This window comes from Thermococcus kodakarensis KOD1, from assembly GCF_000009965.1.
GTDB classification, from domain to species: domain Archaea; phylum Methanobacteriota_B; class Thermococci; order Thermococcales; family Thermococcaceae; genus Thermococcus; species Thermococcus kodakarensis.
This window is the reverse complement of sequence record NC_006624.1, coordinates 1,048,563-1,065,960: the sequence shown is the minus strand read 5'-3', so window position 1 is coordinate 1,065,960 and position 17,398 is coordinate 1,048,563. Positions and strand designations below refer to the sequence as shown.

Here is a 17,398-nt window from a genome sequence, read left to right as displayed (position 1 = left end):
GATGCCCGCGAGAGTCGTTGGTGAGGAAAAGGTCAAGCTCAAGAAGTCCTTCATCAAGCCCTGGATGGGCATCAAGTACCTCTTCAAGAAGCCCGTCACAATAAAGATACCCTACGAGAAGATAGAGCCGGCACCAAAGTACAGGGGCTTCCACACACTCGACTGGAAGAAGTGTGTGGGCTGTAACTTCTGCGGCCAGATATGCCCGGCAAGGGCAATAGAGATGACTTGGATAGAAGTGAACGGCCACATCGCCACCAGGCCTCACCCGAAGGTGGACTACGGCAGGTGTACTTTCTGCCAGTTCTGCGTTGACGTCTGTCCGACGGGAGCGCTCGGCTTCAGCGAGAACTACTACTTGACCACTGGCGGCCTTGAAGAAGATCTGGAGCTTTACGACTGGGTCCCGATCCACCCCGACAAGGTTAGAGAGCTCAACGAGAAGTTCAACGACTACCGCTTCCCGGTTGAGAGGATAAAGTTCAACAAAGAGACGAGGGAGGTAACCTACTACCTCCGCGACGGCTCAACGATACAGTTCAAGATACTCGGCTACGGCCTCCGGCCGCCGAAGCCGCCGGCGAAGCCCGCGGCCAAACCCGCGGAGAAAAAGGAAGGGCCCAAGGCTGAGGAGAAGAAGGAGTGACTTCCCCATTTTCTTTTCCGCGGCCTCTATTCTTACAACTTCTGGCGATAGTATTTTTAAGCCAAGCATCGTATTAATACCGGTGGTATTATGCCCGTTGATTTAAGAACCGAAAAGACACTCGGCCTCCTCGGCTCGATTCTAACTCTGCTGGGAGGTTTGGGTGACGGAGCAATTAAAACATGGCCGGTTGTTGCTTTCTCGAACTTGGTTTCATTCATTGGGTTTATCCTTGTTCTCCTGGCACTCCACGGCATCAGCACCAAGCTCAATGACGACAGACCATTCAGATACTACCTCTACTCCACGGTCGTTATCATAATAGGAATGGTTTTGGCACTGGTCCTTCTTGTGGTGGGCGTATTTTTTGTGTCCAATTCAATGATAGCTTTCAGGAATATCCACAACCATCTGGGTATCTCCGGGCTAATAATGGCGATATCTGGAGTGCTTCTGATACTTTTGGTCGTGATTCTGGCGGTGTACCTTCAGATTCAGGCCTGGCGCGCGACCTACGAAATAACCGGCGTTGAGGAGTTCAACCAGGTCGCAACGTTTCTCAAATGGGGCGCTATAACCCTGATAATCCTCGTTGGCGTCCTTCTGCTCCTGATAGCACAAGTATTCCAGATAATTGCCTTCTCAAAGCTTCCGGATGAACTGGAGCCGAAAGGCCAGAAGCCAGAGTACGATACTCGGATAGTTGTTTATTGAGGTTTTTCATTCCTTTTTGGCTTTTAGAGTGGTAAAGATGCAAAAGAAGAAAAGGATTAGAGAATTCTCTCAAGAATTATCGCCGTTATCGCCCCAACGGCCATCCCGGACTCGAGTATGCTGGAGAGTATTCTTGGTAGAGCGTGGAACAGACTCTCTGGGAGCTGGGGTGCGCCGAGGCCCGCTATCAGCGCCGCTGCTAGAATGAGGACGTTCCTGTCAGTGAACTCCACCTTTTCCTTTATCAGCCTAAGGCCAGTGACGCTTATCATCCCGTAGAGTGCCAGGGTCAGGCCGCCGAGCACCGGAGCCGGCATCGAGGCGAGCAATCCCGCGAACTTCGGGAACAGGGAGAGGAATATCAGTATTATAGCCCCAACCTGAACCACGTGCCTGCTACCCACTTTCGTTAAAGCGACTACACCTATATTCTCGGAATAGCTCGTTGTTCCGCAGGCACCGAGAAAGCCAGCTATCGAGCACGCCAGCCCTTCTGTTCCTATGCCCCTTCCGATGTGCTTCTCCGTTATCTCCGCGCCCGTTACGGTCGCTATGGCGTGGTAGTCACCGACGCTCTCGATTATGCTGACCATGAATGCGAAGAGCAGTATGGCTATTGCAGCTGTATCAAAGACAGGCGCTCCCCATGGAAACGGCTTGGGGATGCTGAGCATAGGAAGGCTCTCGATGAGGCTGAAGTTGGTAAGCCCGAGTGGAATGCTGATTAAGTATCCTACAGCCGCGCCCACGACCACAGGCATGGCCTTTAGGCTTCCCTTCGCTTTGAGTGCCACGAAGACGGTCGTGAGGAACGTGACCGTGGCTACGAGCACTGCCTTCCAGACGTTTGTGCCGTTCGGGTCTGCGTACGCGTTGAAGAAGTTCATCAGCGCGACGTTGGCGAGGCTGAAGCCTATGAGGGTTATTGTTACCCCAGTGACGAGCGGCGTGAAAAGTTTTCTGACCTTACCTATGATGCCGAGCCAGCCCACAAGCCCTTCTATCAGTCCGCCGACTATCAGTGCACCTTGAACGGCAGCCATGCCGATGGTCGAACCTATCGATATCAGCCCGGGAATGAAGGCGAAGCTCGATCCCTGGACTATTGGGTAGCGGGTTCCGATGATAGTCTGAAGGAGCGTCGCTATGCCCATAGCTAAAAGAACCGCCTGTATCATCATGGCTATCTGGTCTCCGCTGAGCCCAACTGCTCCGCCGACGACCAGCGGCACTGTAACTGTGGCTCCGAACATTGCAAGGACGTGCTGAAGCCCAAAAACGAAAGCCTTCGCAGGCTCGACCTTTTCCTCTATTCCAACTTTCAGAACCGGCTTCTCAACAACTTCGACATTCTCCATTAAAGCCCGCTCGGGCTGTGTTGGTTTTTGTTTAAAAAGTTTTCGGATGAGGTAAGAATAAACAGGAAATTGTTAATTACCATCCCTGCACTTTCTCAATGACTTCATCAGGTACGCGACCTTCTTCAACGTCCTCTATTGCCTCCTCGAGCTTGTCTAATCCCTCATCAAGCACTTCTTCCTCGATGGTCAGAGGTGGTTCAATCCTAAGGACGTTGCCCTGGAGAAAGGCCACAATCAGGCCCAGCTCGTAGGCCCTCCAGACAACCTTTTTGGCCTCATCGTATGCCCTTTCCTTTGTTTCCCTATCCTTCACGAGGTCAACACCCAACATGAGGCCCAGTCCGCGGACATCACCTATCAGCTCGTGTTTCTTTTTCATTTTCTCCAGTCTTCTCTTTGCCCTCTCTCCAAGTATTTGAGCCCTTTTGAGCAGCTCTTTCTCTTCTATCTCCTCGATTACTGCCAGAGCGGCGGCGCTCGCAACCGGGTTGCCCGACATCGTGAACGCATGTCCCAGTGGGGGTAACGAGTCCATTATCTCCCCTCTACCGACTATTGCGCTTATGGGAAGTCCGCCGCCCAGGGGCTTTGCGAGTGTTATGATCTCGGGCTCGACGCCGAAGTGCTCTATGGCGAACCACTTTCCAGTCCTTCCCAGACCGCTCTGAACCTCATCAACGACGAGCAGTATGCCGTGTTCATCAAGTATCCTTTTGAGTTTCTTGAAGTAGTTTTCAGGTGGCACCACCATTCCCGCGTCGCCCTGAATTGCCTCCGCTATCAGCGCGGCAGTTCCTTCGGCGTGCACTTCTCCCTCAAATTTTTCCTTTAGGAAGGAGACGCATTCCATCCTGCATTTTCCCGGTTCTTTGCCAAACGGACAGCGATAGCAGTTTGGAAAAGGTATGAAGTGGACATCGCTGAGCTGTCCCACCTTTGAGCGCACTTCGAAGTCGAGGCCTGTAACGCTCATTGCACCGTAGGTGGAACCGTAATAGCTCCTAAGATATCCGATGATCGAACGCCTGCCAGTGTAGGCCCTGGCGAACTTTATCGCACCGTCGTTTGCGTCGCTCCCGCTCAGGCCAAAGGCGACCTTTGCCCCCTCGAGCGGCGCTATCTCCCTTAACTTCTCGGCGAGAAGAAGAGGCTCGACCGGGAACCCATAAATGAACGTGAAGTGGAGCAATCTATCGGCAGTTTTCTTCACAGCCTCAACAACCCTGGGGTTGTTGTGTCCAACGTTCTGGACGGCGGCATCTGCAAGGAAGTCTATGTATGCCCTCCCTTCAATGTCCCACACGAGGGCGTTTTCGGCCCGGGACGGAACAATGGGCACGTACGTAACGTGGGACGCCCGGGAGATGACCTGTGAATACCTCTCAACGACCTCTTCAGGAGTCATGCCGGTTCTCACCTAACTGTTATATGCGTTTGAAACTAATAGCATTTTCGCCTAAAAATTGCGAATTTAGTAGAAATACTTATGAACTAAATGCTAAATTAGTCAAAATGGTGGGCAAATAATGGCGAATACAGAAGAGCTTGATGCACTCGACAGGTCAATACTCCGTATCCTCCAGGAGGACGGACGGGCGAGCTACTCCGAGATTGCGCGGAGAATAGGAGTTCCGGAATCCACCGTCAGGCTCAGGGTCAAGAGGCTCGTAGAAAAAGGAGTTATACGAAAGTTTGCGGCCCTCATAAACCCGTTTAAGGCAGGCTATTCAATAGTGGCTTTCATAGCGGTCGATGCCGAGCCGGGTAAGGTGAAGGAGGCTGTAGAGAGACTGAGCAAGCTCCCAGAGGTGGATGTTCTCGGTATTGCCACGGGGGCTCACGACATACTGATGCAGGTCACAGTTAGGGATTTGAAGGAGCTTGAAGACTTCTTAATCGAGAAGCTGGGGAGCATAGATGGGATAAAGAGCACGGAGACCTCAATACTGACCAGTGTCAGGAAGTGGGGCTACGCGAGGGTGTTCTAAACCGAGCCCCCCATGAGAACCCACACTCCAATTCCTATCAGGAGTATTCCAGCGACGACCGAAAGCTCCCTGCTGTGCCTGACGAGGGCCTGGGAGAAGCGCTTGCTCTCCGAGATGCTTCCCATAGTGAGCAGGATGAGCACCAACGGCAGGACGAAAATTACGTTGTAGAGGGCCAGGAGAAGGAAGGCGAGCGCCCTGCTGCCGTGGGATATAATCGTTGCATAGACGAGATAACTTCCCGCGGAGCACGGAAGTAGCGTGGTCGAGACCACGACACCGAGGAAGAAAGAGCTCATAAAAGTTGCCTCTGTACTGAACATCTTCTTCCTAATGCCCTTCTTGTCAGCTATCCTCGACTTTTCCATGATACCGGTAACAATGGTGTAAACTCCAAACGCTATTGCCAGGAAGCCCGCGAACCAGAGGGGGATGTACTGTCCAAGGTACAGGAGACCGACTCCGAGAAGGTAGTATGAGATGTAGACGGCCAGGATGAACGCGGAGCCAACGATGTAAAGCTGCTTCTTCTCAACTTTTCTAACTGACAGCGCTATCAGGAGCATTGTGTATATTACAAAGGTACAGGGGTTTATGGAGTCGCTCATTGATAGGGCATAGAACTGGGGGATGAACCAGGGGATTCCCAGCAGGTATAGAGCAAGTGCGCTGATTCCGAAGGACAGCACTAGGATTACTGACAGCAGTTTAATTTCTCCCCTCATGATGGTATGCTCGGAACGGTCCTTTTTCTGGATTTCTAAAACAAAAAGTTGAGAACAAGAGGTTTCAACCCGTTGAGTTAGACTTCAGCTTTGTCAGAACGCTCTGAACATCGACGCTTTCGTGCTCTACGAAAATCGTCTGAAGGGCATCGATGAGCGTCTCTGACCTTGGATTATCCCGGGCCAAAAGATACCATTCACCCCCAATGAAAAGGATAACTCCATTTGCATTCATAGCAGTTGCAACAATCTCAGGTGTTGCAGAGACGTTGAACTCCCCCTCAAATATTGCCTGTATAGTACCGTTGTAAGTTATTGCGATAGCGGGAACACCGGTTATGCCTGTTAGCTGTGCAAGCTGTCCAAAAAGCTCTGAGTTAGTCTCGTCATTTACAAGCTCATAATACGTGAGTGAATCTGCCCCAAATTCTTCAGGAATCCACTCTTTCATATGCCTGCAGTGAGGACAGGTCTTCATACCGTACATGTAAAAATGTATCTGATCCAGGTAAATTCTCGTTCCATTCACGTCCACGTATTTTGGAGATTCTGTGGACGTCTGGCTGGAGGTATTTGAATCAGAACTCAGACAGGCGGAGGCAAACCCCACCAAGACCAGGAGCATCAGCAGTATTCCAGTTTTTTTCACGTTTACCACCATTATTAGCTCGGGAAAGACGTTATAAACTTTGGGCGTTAATAATTGTGGGGGACTCCCATGCAGGAATGGTACCGCTCTCGGGCACTTTACGATGGGGTCATGAAGCTCGTAAAGTCCCACAGGTTTGATGAGGCCCTTGAACTCGTTGAAAAGATTCCAGATAACAAGGTCAAGTCAATGGCCCTGAACCAGATTGTTGTCGAGCTCGTCAAAGCTGGAGAGGATTATTCTAAAGCACTCACCAGGGCAATAGAGGCCGCTATGAACGTCACCGGCCAGAACGAGAGCACCAAGACGCTGATGGGGCTGGCCTTTGACCTCCTTGAGCTGGGAATGGTTGACGACGCCCTGAAAATAGCCGAGTACATTTCCGACTTATCGAACAGGGCAAAGGTCGAGGCGGAGGTTGCCCTGAAGCTGGCCGAGAAAGGTGAGGTTGCACAGGCCATGGAGATAATAGAGAACATCCTCGATGAGGACGTTAAGACCTGGGCGACCTCAAGGCTCGCGAACAAGCTTTAACTTTCTTTTTTCAAAGATTCACATTTGGCTGGATGAATTTTACAAGAATCCCTCCACAAGGCTTTTTTAGGGCTTTCCTTTTCTGGGCCCGGTGAGAAAAATGAACGGCGGAGAGATAATCGGACTTCTTGGAATGCTCCTGCTGGTGAGCGCGTGGGTTCCCCAGACATGGGAAACGGTAAAAACGAGGAAGTGCCCCCTCAACATGAAGTTCATAGTGATTTACGTCACGGCGGCGACCCTGCTGACGATATACTCCTGGATAATAGGCGACTGGATATTCTTCACGCTGAACTTCCTCTCGGCTTTCCAGAGCGCCATAAACCTCGTGGTTAAGCTTATGGAAAAGTAAACCTCACTTCCTCTCGTAGAGCCCAACGACCTCTCCCCAGGCTATCACGTGGCCTTCCATGGCCTTTTCTAACTCTTTTCTTGAGGAGCCGGGTTCGAGTTTAAGTTCCGTGTCAAGGGCGTAGACCTTGAAGTGGTAGTGGTGAACCCCGTGTCCCCTCGGCGGGCAGGGGCCGTTGTATCCTATCCTCCCGAAGTCGTTCTTTCCCTGGACGATGTGGAACGGCTCGTCGGTTTCGGGTTTCCTAGGCACCCATGAAGGTATCTCCCCAACGGGCGGTATGTTCCAGGCTATCCAGTGGGTAAAGGTTCCAGCTGGCGCGTCGGGGTCATCTACGATAATGACCAAACTTTTGGCCTCGGCCGGGATGTTGCCGATGTAAATCGGCGGGTTCGTATCGTCGCCCTCACAGGTGTATTCCTTCGGTATGAACTCCCCGTCGTGGAAGACGGAGCCCACCTCAAGGGTCTTTTCCATCTTTACACCCCCTTCGGACATGCACCCTGCAGTGGCAACCAGCAAGGCCAGCAGTAACGGGAGCGGCCTCTTCATGGTTTTAGTTACGTCATTGAGGGTAAAAAGGTTTTGGAAAAGGTCAAAATTCTGAAGGGATATGCCAAAGTCGAGCTGGGGTGAAGTTTCCGTAGTTAGTGGCATCTCAAAGGATAGTTGCACCGAGAAATAATCAACTGTTGGAAATCCGACGGGGAAACGTTTTAACCTTCTTCGTCCTAACATCTTTTTGTGAGCACGATGCGCGTGGTGTGGGAGAAGGAAATTCCGGCGGAGAAGATAACCGTCTCACCGAGGCCTGTCTGGAAGTGCAGGACCTGTCCGATGTACGGAAAGAGGCCGAGCTGTCCGCCATACGCCCCCGACTGGAAGGAAGCAAAAGAGTGGGTCAGATCCTTCAAAAAAGCCCTTCTCGTGAAGTTTGAGGTCGATATGAACGACTTCGAAAACGAGAAGAGGAAGGTTCTCCTGTGGCTTTTGAAGAAGGAAGCAGAGCTCTTTAAACAGGGGAAGCTCTACGCAATGGCCCTTTTCCCAGGCAACTGCAACCTCTGCGACGACTGTCCATTTGAGCACGGTGAGCCATGCAGGATGCCTGAGAAGGTGAGGCCGAGCATAGACGCTATTGGAATTGAGATAAGCTCACTGGTTGAGATAGACTTCTCGGAAAGCGTCCTCTACGGGATGGTGATGGTCGAATGAGCGTCCACATAGCTCTGCTCGGGAGAACGCCCTGGGCGCTGGTGAACACATACTACGCCTCCGTTATGAGGGGAGAACGCCCAAAGGAAGTTTATATCGTAACCGAAAGGAGATACTCCCACAGCCTGCCGAAAATAACGGAGGCAATAAAGACGATCTCAGAGGCATACGGCTTCTCTCCCGAAGTGAAGACCCTCGTCATACCAGATGACGACTTCAAGGAGGCAGATAAGGTTCTGAAAAACCTCTTCTCCAAGCTGAAGGAGAAGGACGGCGACATCGTCCTCAACATGACCTCCGGGAGGAAGGCGCTGGTTGCCGCCGCGATAATCCACAGCCGGGAGTCGAACGTTAGGGAGATACTCTACATGGCCCTTCTCGACGTCCAGTTCCCGAACAGGCCTTACATGATGCTCCCAACGCACATGCAGGTTCTCAAGAACTTCCTGGGTGACGGAAATGGCGGGTGAAGTGGTTATCGAAAAGCCCGAACTTCAGATACTCATCAACCTCCTCCAAGAACGGGAAAAAATCCGGGTGAGTTTTCCAATCTACGGCACGCTTCTCTTTACAGCCAGCCCCACAGAGAGGGGCTATCTGCTGGAAGTCCAGGCTGAAAAGCGGGACTTCCATGTCAGGCACCCAGAACTGCCTTCATACTCCGACTTCTACGAGGCGTTTATCTCCTCGGGAGTGATCACGTACGACAACATAGAGGACTTTAAGGAAATGCTGGAGCTGTACCGTATCCTTAGAAAAGGTGTTGTGTTCTCTCCCGACACCAACATATTCTACCACCGCTTTATATCCAACTATCGTCCCCTCGATGGATACCAGATCGTCGTCGCCGAGGACGTCAAAAACGAGATAGAGAGCGCCATGAACTACAAGTACCGCTCAAACTACCTTCACGAGATTATGAGCACAGTCAAAAACGGCCATCTCCTGCGTGAGCTGAGCAACAGGAGGACGAAGAAGGCCAGAAAAGCCGCGTACATAGCCCTAAAGGAGTTTGAGGCCCTGAGGGATAGGATAATCGTTGTTGAGCGCTACGGAGAGGGTCACAACAACGACGAGCGCATAGTGAAGACCCTCAAGCACTACGACGAGATGAGCCCGGCGATGGTGGTCTTTCTGACGGCCGACCTTGCCATAACCGACGTTGCTAGAATAGAGGGTCTCGAATACTTCTACTTTGAATATCCAACTGCAAGGCTCGGCACCCACGAGGTCTCCGCCTACCAGCTCAGGACGCTCATCTTCAACCTCGCGGCGGTTTTGGGGCTGGTTGAGGTGAACGGGACACTGGTTTACGGCGAGTTCGGAGGGAAGAAGAGGCTGAACGAGCTCAAGCTTATCTTCAGGAATGGGGAGCTTCAAAGGGAGTTTCTCTTCCATCTGAACCTGTGCAGGAAGCTGGAGAAAATTATGGAAGGTTAACCAACAACAAGTCCGCCTGTTGCAAGCTCTTCGCCGTTTCTCCCCTTAACTATGAAGGTGTAGTTCCCGGCATCGTTCACGTGAGCGAGCAGGGCAAAACCCTCCACTGTTCCTAGTTTAATGGTCTCGCCGGGATGCTTATCAAGTTCGGACTTTTTGGCTGTGAACCTTGCACGGGACTTCTCTTTGACTTTTGCAGTCAACTGTCTGGGGTACTGTTTTCCAGAGTACTCAATGACCACGGGAACATCCTCGTAGACAGGTACGTATGTTTCTCTGGAAACGGGTTTGCCATTAATGAGAACTTCAAAGTCTTTCGGCTCAAACGGCGGCACGATTTTCAGGAGATACAGTGTAATGCTCGCCTGGGGCTTGCCGTTATCATTCACAACTTCAACTTCGAAGGAGTACAGGGTGGTGTTGCTCTTCTCGAAGTACTCCCTGACTTCCTCGGCTAGTGATGCTGGAACGCTAAGCTGGCCCGAGAACGTGCCGTTGAGTTTCAACATGAGTGTGCTGTCTTGGGTAGAGGACATACTTGTGTTCTCAACACTCGTGCTCGTGGGTGTGTTTTCGGTGTTCGGGCCTTTTGAACATCCCGCCGAGATTACCACTAAAGCTACCGCAATGAGTACGAGGATTGTCCCGCTTATTGACTTCCAATCTTTAGTCCGCATTGTTATCATCTCATACTGAAGTAACAATTAGGCCATAAAAAGTTTTTGGCGTCACCTGGCCCTTGATGGAGTTCTGACTTTAATCATCAGGGCTGTAAGCTCGAGTATGAATGTGAAGAGCGCTAGAAACTCACCAATGGACGCTAGAGTACCCTTGCCAAGCCCAAGTAAAGAACTCACGGCTATGCTCATAGTAACAAGCTCTTCCCCTTCTTTTGATTCTCCGCCGTACCTAAGCTCCAGGAAAAACGTCAGCCAGTTGAAGAGTGCTATTATTCCGGGTGTTATTCTGACGTTCCAGAGCACATAACCCGTCGCGATGAGCAAGAAGGGAAGCGCGTAATAGAGCCGCCTCATACTACCACCGGACAGAGTTAAAACGTAACTCCTTATAAAAATTCTTCTGCCTGGCTAAAAACCATAAAAGGAGAGGAGGAAACTCACTGCAGCATGCCCTCAAGCTTCTCAACGAACTGGATGCTCCTCTTTATGTCGGCGAAGTACTCCTTGGCCCTCTCGACGTGCTCCTTCTCGACCCTGCCACCCTTAGCTAAAACGCTCGCCGGTGCGAGAAGCTGGACTGCATACCTTAGGCTGGTCTTTTCCCCAAGCTCCGCGAGGTACTCTATCGCCTCCTCGCTGACCTCTATCTTCTCCTCCTTCGCCCTTATCTTGACTATCTCCCTGATCTCCTCCTTCTTGTACGGCTCGGTGTTGATTATGAGGAGCCTGTCGAGCATGTCAATCGGGATTCCGTGTGGCGCCTCGATGTCGGTGCCCCTTATTTTCGTTCTGCCCCGGTTGGTAGCCAGGATTAGTATCGGCGCGAGCTCGCTCTCCATGGCCCTGGCGAGGAACGAGAACGCCTCGATGTCGAGCATGTGAACCTCGTCTATGAACAGAACACCGGGAACGAGTGTGGCCCTGCCCTCCTCGATCCACTTCTTAACGGTCTCATCAACTCTCTGCCTCACTTCATCGCTTATCTCCGCACCGGTGCTGAAGAGCAGACCGAAGATGTTGCCCCTGGCGTTGGCAACGTCGAGGTCGTGTAGGGTGACCGTGTAGGTGAACTCCTTGATTTTCAGAACTGGCCCGCTCGGAAGGTTGACCTTTTTCTTGAAGAAGAGCCCCTCTTCCTCCTTCGTGGTTCCTACCTTCGATATTCTACCTGTCTCAGCGTCTATCTGGATAACGTCGCCCTCTTCGACGCCCATCTCCATGAGCTGGTAGGCTATCTCCCTTCCCGCCCTTATCGTCTTCTCGTCGTCCTTCGTGCGGAGGGTTATGATGACGCTCTCCGGAATCTCGACGTACGGGTTGAAGGGGTGCCTCGTCTTCCTGACCTCGATGGACTTTACCTCGCCCTCGTAGACCTTTCTCTCCTCGCTTATCCTGACGCCTATAGCCCTCCTCATGGCCTGCTTGAGGAACTCCGTCTTGTTGACCTCCGCGGAGTAGATCTCACTGCCCGCTATCTGGACGAAGGGGACGTCCTCACCGAGCTCCCTCGCGATTCCCATGGCTATCGCCGTCTTACCGCTTCCGGTTGGGCCAACGAGAAGGATTCCCTTTCCCGCGAGCTTGCCGCGCTTTATGAGCTCAACGGCTATTCCGGCCGCTTCCCTTGCCTTTATCTGTCCGACCATTCCGTCGGCCATGAACTTCGCCTTTCCGTTCTCGTCGAGGCCAAGGCCCCTTATGTGGGAGTGCATTCCAATCCTCTCGAAGCTCTTGGTGGCCACCTCCTCGATCACTGGCATTTTCTCACCCCCAGCTCCTTTAGAATACCGAAGGTTACTAAAAGAGGGGGGCTTAAAAATTTGACGGAGGCTCAGGCCGTCGATCCCGGGCATCCATGACCCCAAAGGCCAATCTCATCATTGCCGGAAGGGTTTGGTTGGGGGCCTTAAAAACTCTCTCAAAGCACGTTCAGGTACTTGTGAACCTGGAAGCTGAGACCGACGTTCTTCCTGCCCATTATCCTTGCCGCCTCACGGTAGAACTCCATGAGCTTTGCCTGAGAAACCTCTATGGGTTCCCTCGGCTGGATGACGAGAGGAGCGAGGCCCTTTAGAAGTGAGGCGTACCACTGAACGTTCTCTACTTTCGTCTCGCTGGTAACGACGAGCTTTGCGTAGGTCTTCGCTCCAGCTTCCTTCAGGATTCTGATGCTCTCAACTTCTCTGAGGACGAGGCCTTTCCAGTCTTCCGTTGCCTTCGCGCTCTCGTCCTTTATGTCGACGCTCGCGTAGTCCGTCAGCGGTGCTACATCTCTAATCAGCTCTGGAAGGCCGCCATGGGTCTCTAGGAAGTTGTCGAAGCCGAGCTCTTTCATCCTCTCCATCAGGGCCATTAGAGGCTTCACCTGGAGCGTCGGCTCTCCGCCGGTATAGCTTATCGAGTGTATATCCCCAGTATCGAGCCTGAGAACAGCTTCAACCACTTCTTCAACGCTCGCTGGGTTCGGCCTGTATTCAAATCGCCCCGTGAAGGGCTTGACCTCGTACCTCCAGCTGGAAACTCGTGAGGCATCTATGTATTCCCTTGAGTCGCACCAGGCACAATGAAGGTCGCAGCCGGCGAAGCGGACGAAAATCTGCCTCCTTCCGAAGGCAGAGCCTTCGACGCTCCCTCCTTCTCCCTGCCAGCTGTTGAAGACCTCGGCCATTATCACCCTCATTCTGACACCTCACAGCTCCTCAACGTCAATTCCCTTTACCTTTTCGCTGACGAACCCCTCAAGTATTTCCACTCTCACTTCCCTTTCCTCACCGGTCATGTCGGCCATGAGCTTCACCGCCCTGGCAAAGTCCCATAACCTTCTCTTCGCGGTGTTTTCAACGACCTCTGCCATCACTATGAGCTCCTTCTCCTCGGGATGGGCGCCCATCCACTCCACGACTTTTTTGGCGTCTTCCTCGGTAAAGACGCCCCTCTTCTTGAACAGCATGGCGACCACCAAAGCTTTAGTTGTTTAATCCAACAATTACGTAATTACATAATTAGGCAATCAAATGTACCTGAGCAGGACTTCAGCGGCCTCATCTAAAAGCTCCTTTTCCTCGCCCTCGAGGATTCCAGCAAGGTAGTGGAGCGCGTGTATGTCTATGATTATGTACGCCGTGTTCCTGTCGAGGCCGAGGGAGTATGCATCGTAAAAGACCCTCCTCTCGCCCAATGCCTCGTTCATCATTTCCACGTAGGCGTTTATCTCCTCAACCGTCAGCTCGTCCCACTTGCTCTCCATCTCGTCAAAGTATCCCTCAAGCGTCCGTATCTTTTCGAGGTCGAGCTTAAGCATACCCTCCACGAAGGGGAACTCGCCGACGCGGAAGACCTTGACATCTTCATTGTCCTCTATAGCTATGTAGTCCCACAGGACGACGCCTTTGATGGGATTGTGGCCGTATCTGCTCGCCAAGTATGAAAAGCGCTCAAGGGCAAAGTCAATGTCGTCTATAAACTTCTCCTCATCCTCAAAGTGGACTATCCTGCTCACTGTTCCAGCCATACCTCGCACCGGTGGGAGAAGGGCTGGAGGGGTTATAAGGGTTTGGAATGGGCAAGCCTTTTATTTGGTCGCGCGATAACCCCAAGTGCCCGACGAGTATTGGGTTGCGATGACGTCGGGACCCCCAGGGGGGCGACATCCCTACTGCCCCCCTTTGAAGTAAGGTTTATAAGAGACTTGTAAAAGGTCTGACGAGGCGAGACCGGTGGGGCGCGAGATAACGGATGAGAAGCTCCAGAAGTATTTCAAAATAACCGAAGAGGCCCTTGAGAGGCTTGAAATAGCCGTCCACGAGAAGAGCCTTCTTATGAGCGTCGCCCGCGACTTTTTAACCATGGCGAGGAGCTATTTTGAGGACGCCAAGTACTACTACGAGAAGGGCGACTACGTGACCGCTTTCGCCGCTCTCAATTATGCCCACGGGTTTATTGACGCTGGAGTGAGGCTCGGAGTGTTTAAGGGTGAAGACGACAGGCTTTTCGCCTTTGGGTGATGGAAATGGGAGACTACGTGGTCGTTCTTGAGGCACCGATAATCGTAAAGGACGTTGAGACGAGCGAAGACGCTATAAACGTCGCAGTGAGCAAAGTCACCAAGGCCCTCAACAAGGAGAAGCTCGACTTTGTGCGGGTGGAAATAGGCTACTCCCAGTGTCCGGTCTGCGGGGCGCACTTCGAGAGCGCCTTCGTCATAGGAAGCGTCGGCCTCGTCGGGATGTACTTGACGCTCAAGGTCTACAACGCCCAGAGCATCGAGCACGCTGAGAGGATTGCCAAGGCCGTTGTGGGTAAGGCCCTAAAGAAAGTGCCCCTGAAGGTGTTTGAGATAAGAGAGCTTGAACACGACGGAGAAAACGGGATCGAGGCGGAGGAGCTGAACGGGGAGGACGTTTGACATCGTAGTTAACTTTTTTGTACTTTTTAATGTGGTGTCTCCATATCGCAAACAAAAACTTTTAAGCACTCCCCAATCAACCACCGACATAACCGGTGGAGGTTTTGCCATGACGAAGTTCATATTTGTCACGGGTGGTGTTGTTAGCGGTCTCGGAAAGGGCATCACCAGCGCTTCTATAGGCATGCTCTTCAAGGCTCGCGGCTTCAGGACGACGAACATCAAGATAGACCCCTACCTCAACTACGACGCGGGGACGATGAACCCCTACCAGCACGGTGAAGTCTTCGTCCTCGACGACGGGGGAGAGGTTGACCTCGACCTCGGCAACTACGAGCGCTTTTTGGACACCAGTTTGAGCTTCGACCACAACATAACCACCGGAAAGGTCTATTCTGCAGTCATCGAGAAGGAGCGTAAAGGAGAGTACCTCGGAGCCACTGTCCAGGTCATACCGCACATAACCAACGAGATCAAGGAGCGCATAAGGAGAATAGCCAGGGACTACGACGTTGTTGTGGTCGAGATAGGTGGAACGGTCGGCGACATCGAGAGCATGCCCTTCCTTGAGGCAGCTAGACAGATGCAGATAGAGGAGGGCAGGGAGAACGTCGCCTTCGTCCACGTTACCTACGTCCCCAGGCTGAGGGTCGTCGGCGAGCAGAAGACAAAGCCAACCCAGCACAGCGTCAAGGAGCTGCGCTCTCTCGGAATACAGCCTGACGCCATTGTGGCCCGCTCAGAGGATCCGCTGGAAGATTCAGCGAGGAGGAAGATAAGCCTGTTCACCAACGTCCCAGAAGAGGCCGTCATAAGCGCCTACGATGTCGAAGATACTTATGAAGTCCCTCTGATGCTCGAAAAGGAGGGCCTGCCCGCTTACCTCGCCAGGAGGCTCGGCCTTCCCGAGAGAGAACCCGACTTGGAAGCCTGGCGCGAGATGGTGGAGAAGTACAAGTCCCTCACCGACACGGTCGAGATAGCGATAGTCGGCAAGTACGTCAAGCTGGCTGACTCCTACCTGAGCATCAAGGAGGCGCTGAAGCACTCCAGCGTGGCGAACGACGTCAAGGTAAAGATAAGGTGGATTGAGGCCGAAGACGTTGAGAGGCAGGGAGTTAAGCTCCTTGAGGGCGTTGATGGGATAATCGTGCCCGGAGGCTTCGGGGCTAGGGGTACAGAGGGCAAGATGATGGCGATAAGGTACGCGAGAGAAAATAACATCCCGTTCCTCGGCATCTGCTTCGGCTTCCAGCTTACCGTTGTTGAGTTCGCCCGCAACGTCCTCGGACTTGAGGGGGCACATTCAACTGAGATAGACCCTCAGACACCCTATCCGGTTGTTGACCTGATGCCGGAGCAGAGGGACCTTGACAGGCTCGGCGGCACCATGAGGCTTGGGGCATATCCAGTCCACATCAAGCCGAACACCCTCGCGAGAAGGCTTTACGGCAGGGAGATAGTCTACGAAAGGCACCGCCACCGCTGGGAGGTTAACCCGGACTACGTTGAGAAGTTCGAGGAGGCTGGGCTTGTCTTCAGCGGCATAGCCGGAGACGACGAGAGAAGGATGGAGATACTCGAACTTCCGGGACACAGCTACTTCATAGCCACCCAGTTCCATCCGGAGTTCAAGTCGAGACCGATGAGGCCAGCTCCAGTCTTCAGGGGTCTCGTTGAAGCGGCAAAGAAAAAGAAGTATGGAAGCTAAAGCTCAATTCCGAGTTCCTTCATTTCTTCTTCGAATTTTTTCAGCTCCTCTTTTCTCTTAAGCTCCCTGTAGAACTCGACGCCGCCTATCCACAACAGCTCATACACAACCGCCTCAAAGGGCGCACCCAGAAAGGCCGACACATAACCGGCAATATTCTCAGGGAACGCCAGTGATACGAGGGAAACCGTACCCGATATGAGACCTATCACCAAAACGCCGATCCAAAGGAGAAATCCGAAGCCCACGCTGGATGGAAGGTTTTTTAGGACGGCTCCAAAGGCTTCAAACGCGGCTCCGAGGTCTTCTCTGTCAGCGTACAGCGGAACTGCGAGCACCGACATGGTAGTCAGCATTGCCGCAGTGAGTATGATGAGGCCTATTCCTATAAGCACCAGAATACCGCCCGCAGGAAGGGTCAGGAGGCCGATACCGATTGGTATCATTGAAACGACGATGAAAACCAGCCCGATGAACCCGTAGAAGAGGTTTATCAAGAGTACGCCTGGGAAGTGCAGTATGCTCTCCCTGATAAGCTCTACCAGACTTACCTCGCTTCCTTCTCCATACACGAGGGCGCCTTTGACGATTCCATACTGGAACAGAGAGCCGAGGAGCAGGAGAATAACGAAGAGCTTTCCAAGGTTCTCCATTGAACCCATTATATCCGAGACCTGTTCCTCTGAAAGTCCGTGCTCCTCCATTATGACGTTTCCCTGGGTTGTGGATGTTTGGTTTTCGAGAACGCTGAAGTCCGCTGGTGCCAGATAGGCCTGAAATGGAGCGGCCAGCAGGGCCAGAAGGAGAGCTAGGATGTAGAGCTTCTTCGCGCGCGTGATGAGAGTGATCGTTCTGGAGAATGCCTCAAATGCGCCCATACCACCACCGATGGGAGTAATAGAGAAGACTTAAAAATCTTTTGAAGACCCAGAAAAGCTTATAAACGAACTACCCGAAGTGGCGTTGGGTTCATAAGCT

Annotated in this window: 23 protein-coding genes; 11 read left to right on the top strand and 12 right to left on the bottom strand. The window is 52.4% G+C overall.

Annotation, left to right across the window (positions count from 1 at the left end):
* Position 1: 1 nt before the first annotated feature.
* Together nuoI and TK_RS05985 are read left to right on the top strand one after the other, a co-directional pair.
* A complete protein-coding gene (gene nuoI / locus TK_RS05990; protein WP_048053711.1) occupies positions 2 to 646 on the top strand; it encodes an NADH-quinone oxidoreductase subunit NuoI in 645 nt (214 codons plus the stop codon).
* A 90-nt stretch (positions 647 to 736) separates the two neighbouring features.
* Positions 737 to 1,360 carry a DUF996 domain-containing protein gene (locus TK_RS05985; protein ID WP_011250164.1) on the top strand — a complete coding sequence of 208 codons (624 nt, stop codon included), beginning with the start codon at positions 737 to 739 and terminating at the stop codon, positions 1,358 to 1,360.
* 56 nt (positions 1,361 to 1,416) lie between these two features.
* On the opposite strand, the gene TK_RS05980 is transcribed toward TK_RS05985, so the two are convergent.
* Positions 1,417 to 2,718, bottom strand: coding sequence for a uracil-xanthine permease family protein (locus TK_RS05980; RefSeq protein WP_011250163.1), 1,302 nt, complete (start codon positions 2,716 to 2,718; stop codon positions 1,417 to 1,419).
* A gap of 76 nt (positions 2,719 to 2,794) precedes the next feature.
* Positions 2,795 to 4,126 (bottom strand): leucine/methionine racemase, encoded by a 1,332-nt coding sequence (locus TK_RS05975; RefSeq protein ID WP_011250162.1) that lies wholly within the window; start codon positions 4,124 to 4,126, stop codon positions 2,795 to 2,797.
* A gap of 121 nt (positions 4,127 to 4,247) precedes the next feature.
* On the opposite strand from TK_RS05975, the gene TK_RS05970 reads away from it, so the two are divergent.
* A complete protein-coding gene (locus TK_RS05970) occupies positions 4,248 to 4,709 on the top strand; it encodes an Lrp/AsnC family transcriptional regulator (RefSeq protein WP_011250161.1) in 462 nt (153 codons plus the stop codon).
* Here the strand turns inward: TK_RS05970 and TK_RS05965 are convergent.
* Both TK_RS05965 and TK_RS05960 read right to left on the bottom strand, forming a co-directional pair.
* Positions 4,706 to 5,434, bottom strand: coding sequence for an electron transporter (locus tag TK_RS05965; RefSeq protein WP_011250160.1), 729 nt, complete (start codon positions 5,432 to 5,434; stop codon positions 4,706 to 4,708). The genes TK_RS05970 and TK_RS05965 overlap by 4 nt on opposite strands.
* Before the next feature lie 64 nt (positions 5,435 to 5,498).
* The gene (locus TK_RS05960; RefSeq protein WP_143598686.1) at positions 5,499 to 6,095 is read right to left on the bottom strand and encodes a glutaredoxin family protein; all 597 of its coding nucleotides are present in this window, start codon (positions 6,093 to 6,095) and stop codon (positions 5,499 to 5,501) included.
* A 57-nt stretch (positions 6,096 to 6,152) separates the two neighbouring features.
* Here TK_RS05960 and TK_RS05955 point away from each other — a divergent pair, with 57 nt between their 5' ends.
* Both TK_RS05955 and TK_RS05950 read left to right on the top strand, forming a co-directional pair.
* Entirely contained in the window at positions 6,153 to 6,617 is a 465-nt protein-coding gene (locus tag TK_RS05955) for a hypothetical protein (protein ID WP_011250158.1), read from the top strand.
* Positions 6,618 to 6,717: 100 nt separating this feature from the next.
* Positions 6,718 to 6,969 carry a hypothetical protein gene (locus TK_RS05950; protein WP_011250157.1) on the top strand — a complete coding sequence of 84 codons (252 nt, stop codon included), beginning with the start codon at positions 6,718 to 6,720 and terminating at the stop codon, positions 6,967 to 6,969.
* A gap of 3 nt (positions 6,970 to 6,972) precedes the next feature.
* Here TK_RS05950 and TK_RS05945 read toward each other — a convergent pair whose 3' ends face one another.
* Complete coding sequence (locus TK_RS05945) at positions 6,973 to 7,521, bottom strand: YbhB/YbcL family Raf kinase inhibitor-like protein (protein WP_011250156.1); 549 nt, start codon at positions 7,519 to 7,521, stop codon at positions 6,973 to 6,975.
* A gap of 201 nt (positions 7,522 to 7,722) precedes the next feature.
* On the opposite strand from TK_RS05945, the gene TK_RS05940 reads away from it, so the two are divergent.
* Genes TK_RS05940 through TK_RS05930 form a run of 3 tightly spaced genes read left to right on the top strand, consistent with a single transcriptional unit; the run spans position 7,723 to position 9,624 of the window.
* Complete coding sequence (locus TK_RS05940) at positions 7,723 to 8,184, top strand: DUF2284 domain-containing protein (RefSeq protein WP_011250155.1); 462 nt, start codon at positions 7,723 to 7,725, stop codon at positions 8,182 to 8,184.
* Positions 8,181 to 8,654 carry a DUF1887 family protein gene (locus tag TK_RS05935; protein ID WP_011250154.1) on the top strand — a complete coding sequence of 158 codons (474 nt, stop codon included), beginning with the start codon at positions 8,181 to 8,183 and terminating at the stop codon, positions 8,652 to 8,654. The genes TK_RS05940 and TK_RS05935 overlap by 4 nt, the downstream gene beginning before the upstream one ends.
* A complete protein-coding gene (locus tag TK_RS05930) occupies positions 8,644 to 9,624 on the top strand; it encodes a PIN domain-containing protein (protein WP_011250153.1) in 981 nt (326 codons plus the stop codon). The genes TK_RS05935 and TK_RS05930 overlap by 11 nt, the downstream gene beginning before the upstream one ends.
* On the opposite strand, the gene TK_RS05925 is transcribed toward TK_RS05930, so the two are convergent.
* The 6 genes from TK_RS05925 to TK_RS05895 form a co-directional block, all read right to left on the bottom strand.
* Entirely contained in the window at positions 9,621 to 10,310 is a 690-nt protein-coding gene (locus TK_RS05925; RefSeq protein ID WP_011250152.1) for a hypothetical protein, read from the bottom strand. The genes TK_RS05930 and TK_RS05925 overlap by 4 nt on opposite strands.
* Positions 10,311 to 10,352: 42 nt before the next feature.
* Complete coding sequence (locus tag TK_RS05915; protein WP_011250151.1) at positions 10,353 to 10,658, bottom strand: hypothetical protein; 306 nt, start codon at positions 10,656 to 10,658, stop codon at positions 10,353 to 10,355.
* Between the two features lie 83 nt (positions 10,659 to 10,741).
* Entirely contained in the window at positions 10,742 to 12,064 is a 1,323-nt protein-coding gene (locus TK_RS05910) for a RuvB-like helicase (RefSeq protein WP_011250150.1), read from the bottom strand.
* Positions 12,065 to 12,222: 158 nt separating this feature from the next.
* Positions 12,223 to 12,984, bottom strand: coding sequence for a 7-carboxy-7-deazaguanine synthase QueE (locus TK_RS05905; protein WP_011250149.1), 762 nt, complete (start codon positions 12,982 to 12,984; stop codon positions 12,223 to 12,225).
* 9 nt (positions 12,985 to 12,993) lie between these two features.
* Positions 12,994 to 13,254, bottom strand: a complete 261-nt coding sequence (locus TK_RS05900; protein WP_011250148.1) for a hypothetical protein — start codon at positions 13,252 to 13,254, stop codon at positions 12,994 to 12,996.
* Between the two features lie 60 nt (positions 13,255 to 13,314).
* Entirely contained in the window at positions 13,315 to 13,815 is a 501-nt protein-coding gene (locus TK_RS05895) for a hypothetical protein (RefSeq protein WP_011250147.1), read from the bottom strand.
* 205 nt (positions 13,816 to 14,020) lie between these two features.
* Here TK_RS05895 and TK_RS05890 point away from each other — a divergent pair, with 205 nt between their 5' ends.
* From TK_RS05890 to pyrG, 3 genes are all read left to right on the top strand, one after another.
* Complete coding sequence (locus TK_RS05890) at positions 14,021 to 14,308, top strand: DUF357 domain-containing protein (protein WP_011250146.1); 288 nt, start codon at positions 14,021 to 14,023, stop codon at positions 14,306 to 14,308.
* A 5-nt stretch (positions 14,309 to 14,313) separates the two neighbouring features.
* Positions 14,314 to 14,709, top strand: a complete 396-nt coding sequence (locus TK_RS05885; RefSeq protein WP_011250145.1) for a DUF555 domain-containing protein — start codon at positions 14,314 to 14,316, stop codon at positions 14,707 to 14,709.
* Positions 14,710 to 14,818: 109 nt separating this feature from the next.
* A complete protein-coding gene (gene pyrG, locus TK_RS05880; protein ID WP_011250144.1) occupies positions 14,819 to 16,420 on the top strand; it encodes a glutamine hydrolyzing CTP synthase in 1,602 nt (533 codons plus the stop codon).
* On the opposite strand, the gene TK_RS05875 is transcribed toward pyrG, so the two are convergent.
* The gene (locus tag TK_RS05875) at positions 16,417 to 17,298 is read right to left on the bottom strand and encodes a hypothetical protein (RefSeq protein ID WP_011250143.1); all 882 of its coding nucleotides are present in this window, start codon (positions 17,296 to 17,298) and stop codon (positions 16,417 to 16,419) included. The genes pyrG and TK_RS05875 overlap by 4 nt on opposite strands.
* Positions 17,299 to 17,398 lie beyond the last annotated feature (100 nt).

Excerpts from the sequence above, each read along its gene's own strand:
- TK_RS05985 (WP_011250164.1), top strand. The coding sequence starts at position 737 with ATGCCCGTTGATTTAAGAACCGAAAAGACACTCGGCCTCCTCGGCTCG.
- TK_RS05960 (WP_143598686.1), bottom strand. The coding sequence starts at position 6,095 with ATGGTGGTAAACGTGAAAAAAACTGGAATACTGCTGATGCTCCTGGTC.
- TK_RS05955 (WP_011250158.1), top strand. The coding sequence starts at position 6,153 with ATGCAGGAATGGTACCGCTCTCGGGCACTTTACGATGGGGTCATGAAG.
- TK_RS05935 (WP_011250154.1), top strand. The coding sequence starts at position 8,181 with ATGAGCGTCCACATAGCTCTGCTCGGGAGAACGCCCTGGGCGCTGGTG.
- TK_RS05970 (WP_011250161.1), top strand. The coding sequence starts at position 4,248 with ATGGCGAATACAGAAGAGCTTGATGCACTCGACAGGTCAATACTCCGT.
- TK_RS05895 (WP_011250147.1), bottom strand. The coding sequence starts at position 13,815 with ATGGCTGGAACAGTGAGCAGGATAGTCCACTTTGAGGATGAGGAGAAG.
- TK_RS05940 (WP_011250155.1), top strand. The coding sequence starts at position 7,723 with ATGCGCGTGGTGTGGGAGAAGGAAATTCCGGCGGAGAAGATAACCGTC.
- TK_RS05965 (WP_011250160.1), bottom strand. The coding sequence starts at position 5,434 with ATGAGGGGAGAAATTAAACTGCTGTCAGTAATCCTAGTGCTGTCCTTC.
- TK_RS05915 (WP_011250151.1), bottom strand. The coding sequence starts at position 10,658 with ATGAGGCGGCTCTATTACGCGCTTCCCTTCTTGCTCATCGCGACGGGT.
- TK_RS05980 (WP_011250163.1), bottom strand. The coding sequence starts at position 2,718 with ATGGAGAATGTCGAAGTTGTTGAGAAGCCGGTTCTGAAAGTTGGAATA.
- TK_RS05945 (WP_011250156.1), bottom strand. The coding sequence starts at position 7,521 with ATGAAGAGGCCGCTCCCGTTACTGCTGGCCTTGCTGGTTGCCACTGCA.
- TK_RS05900 (WP_011250148.1), bottom strand. The coding sequence starts at position 13,254 with ATGCTGTTCAAGAAGAGGGGCGTCTTTACCGAGGAAGACGCCAAAAAA.
- TK_RS05950 (WP_011250157.1), top strand. The coding sequence starts at position 6,718 with ATGAACGGCGGAGAGATAATCGGACTTCTTGGAATGCTCCTGCTGGTG.
- TK_RS05930 (WP_011250153.1), top strand. The coding sequence starts at position 8,644 with ATGGCGGGTGAAGTGGTTATCGAAAAGCCCGAACTTCAGATACTCATC.
- TK_RS05975 (WP_011250162.1), bottom strand. The coding sequence starts at position 4,126 with ATGACTCCTGAAGAGGTCGTTGAGAGGTATTCACAGGTCATCTCCCGG.
- TK_RS05925 (WP_011250152.1), bottom strand. The coding sequence starts at position 10,310 with ATGATAACAATGCGGACTAAAGATTGGAAGTCAATAAGCGGGACAATC.
- TK_RS05875 (WP_011250143.1), bottom strand. The coding sequence starts at position 17,298 with ATGGGCGCATTTGAGGCATTCTCCAGAACGATCACTCTCATCACGCGC.
- TK_RS05885 (WP_011250145.1), top strand. The coding sequence starts at position 14,314 with ATGGGAGACTACGTGGTCGTTCTTGAGGCACCGATAATCGTAAAGGAC.
- nuoI (WP_048053711.1), top strand. The coding sequence starts at position 2 with ATGCCCGCGAGAGTCGTTGGTGAGGAAAAGGTCAAGCTCAAGAAGTCC.
- TK_RS05905 (WP_011250149.1), bottom strand. The coding sequence starts at position 12,984 with ATGAGGGTGATAATGGCCGAGGTCTTCAACAGCTGGCAGGGAGAAGGA.
- pyrG (WP_011250144.1), top strand. The coding sequence starts at position 14,819 with ATGACGAAGTTCATATTTGTCACGGGTGGTGTTGTTAGCGGTCTCGGA.
- TK_RS05910 (WP_011250150.1), bottom strand. The coding sequence starts at position 12,064 with ATGCCAGTGATCGAGGAGGTGGCCACCAAGAGCTTCGAGAGGATTGGA.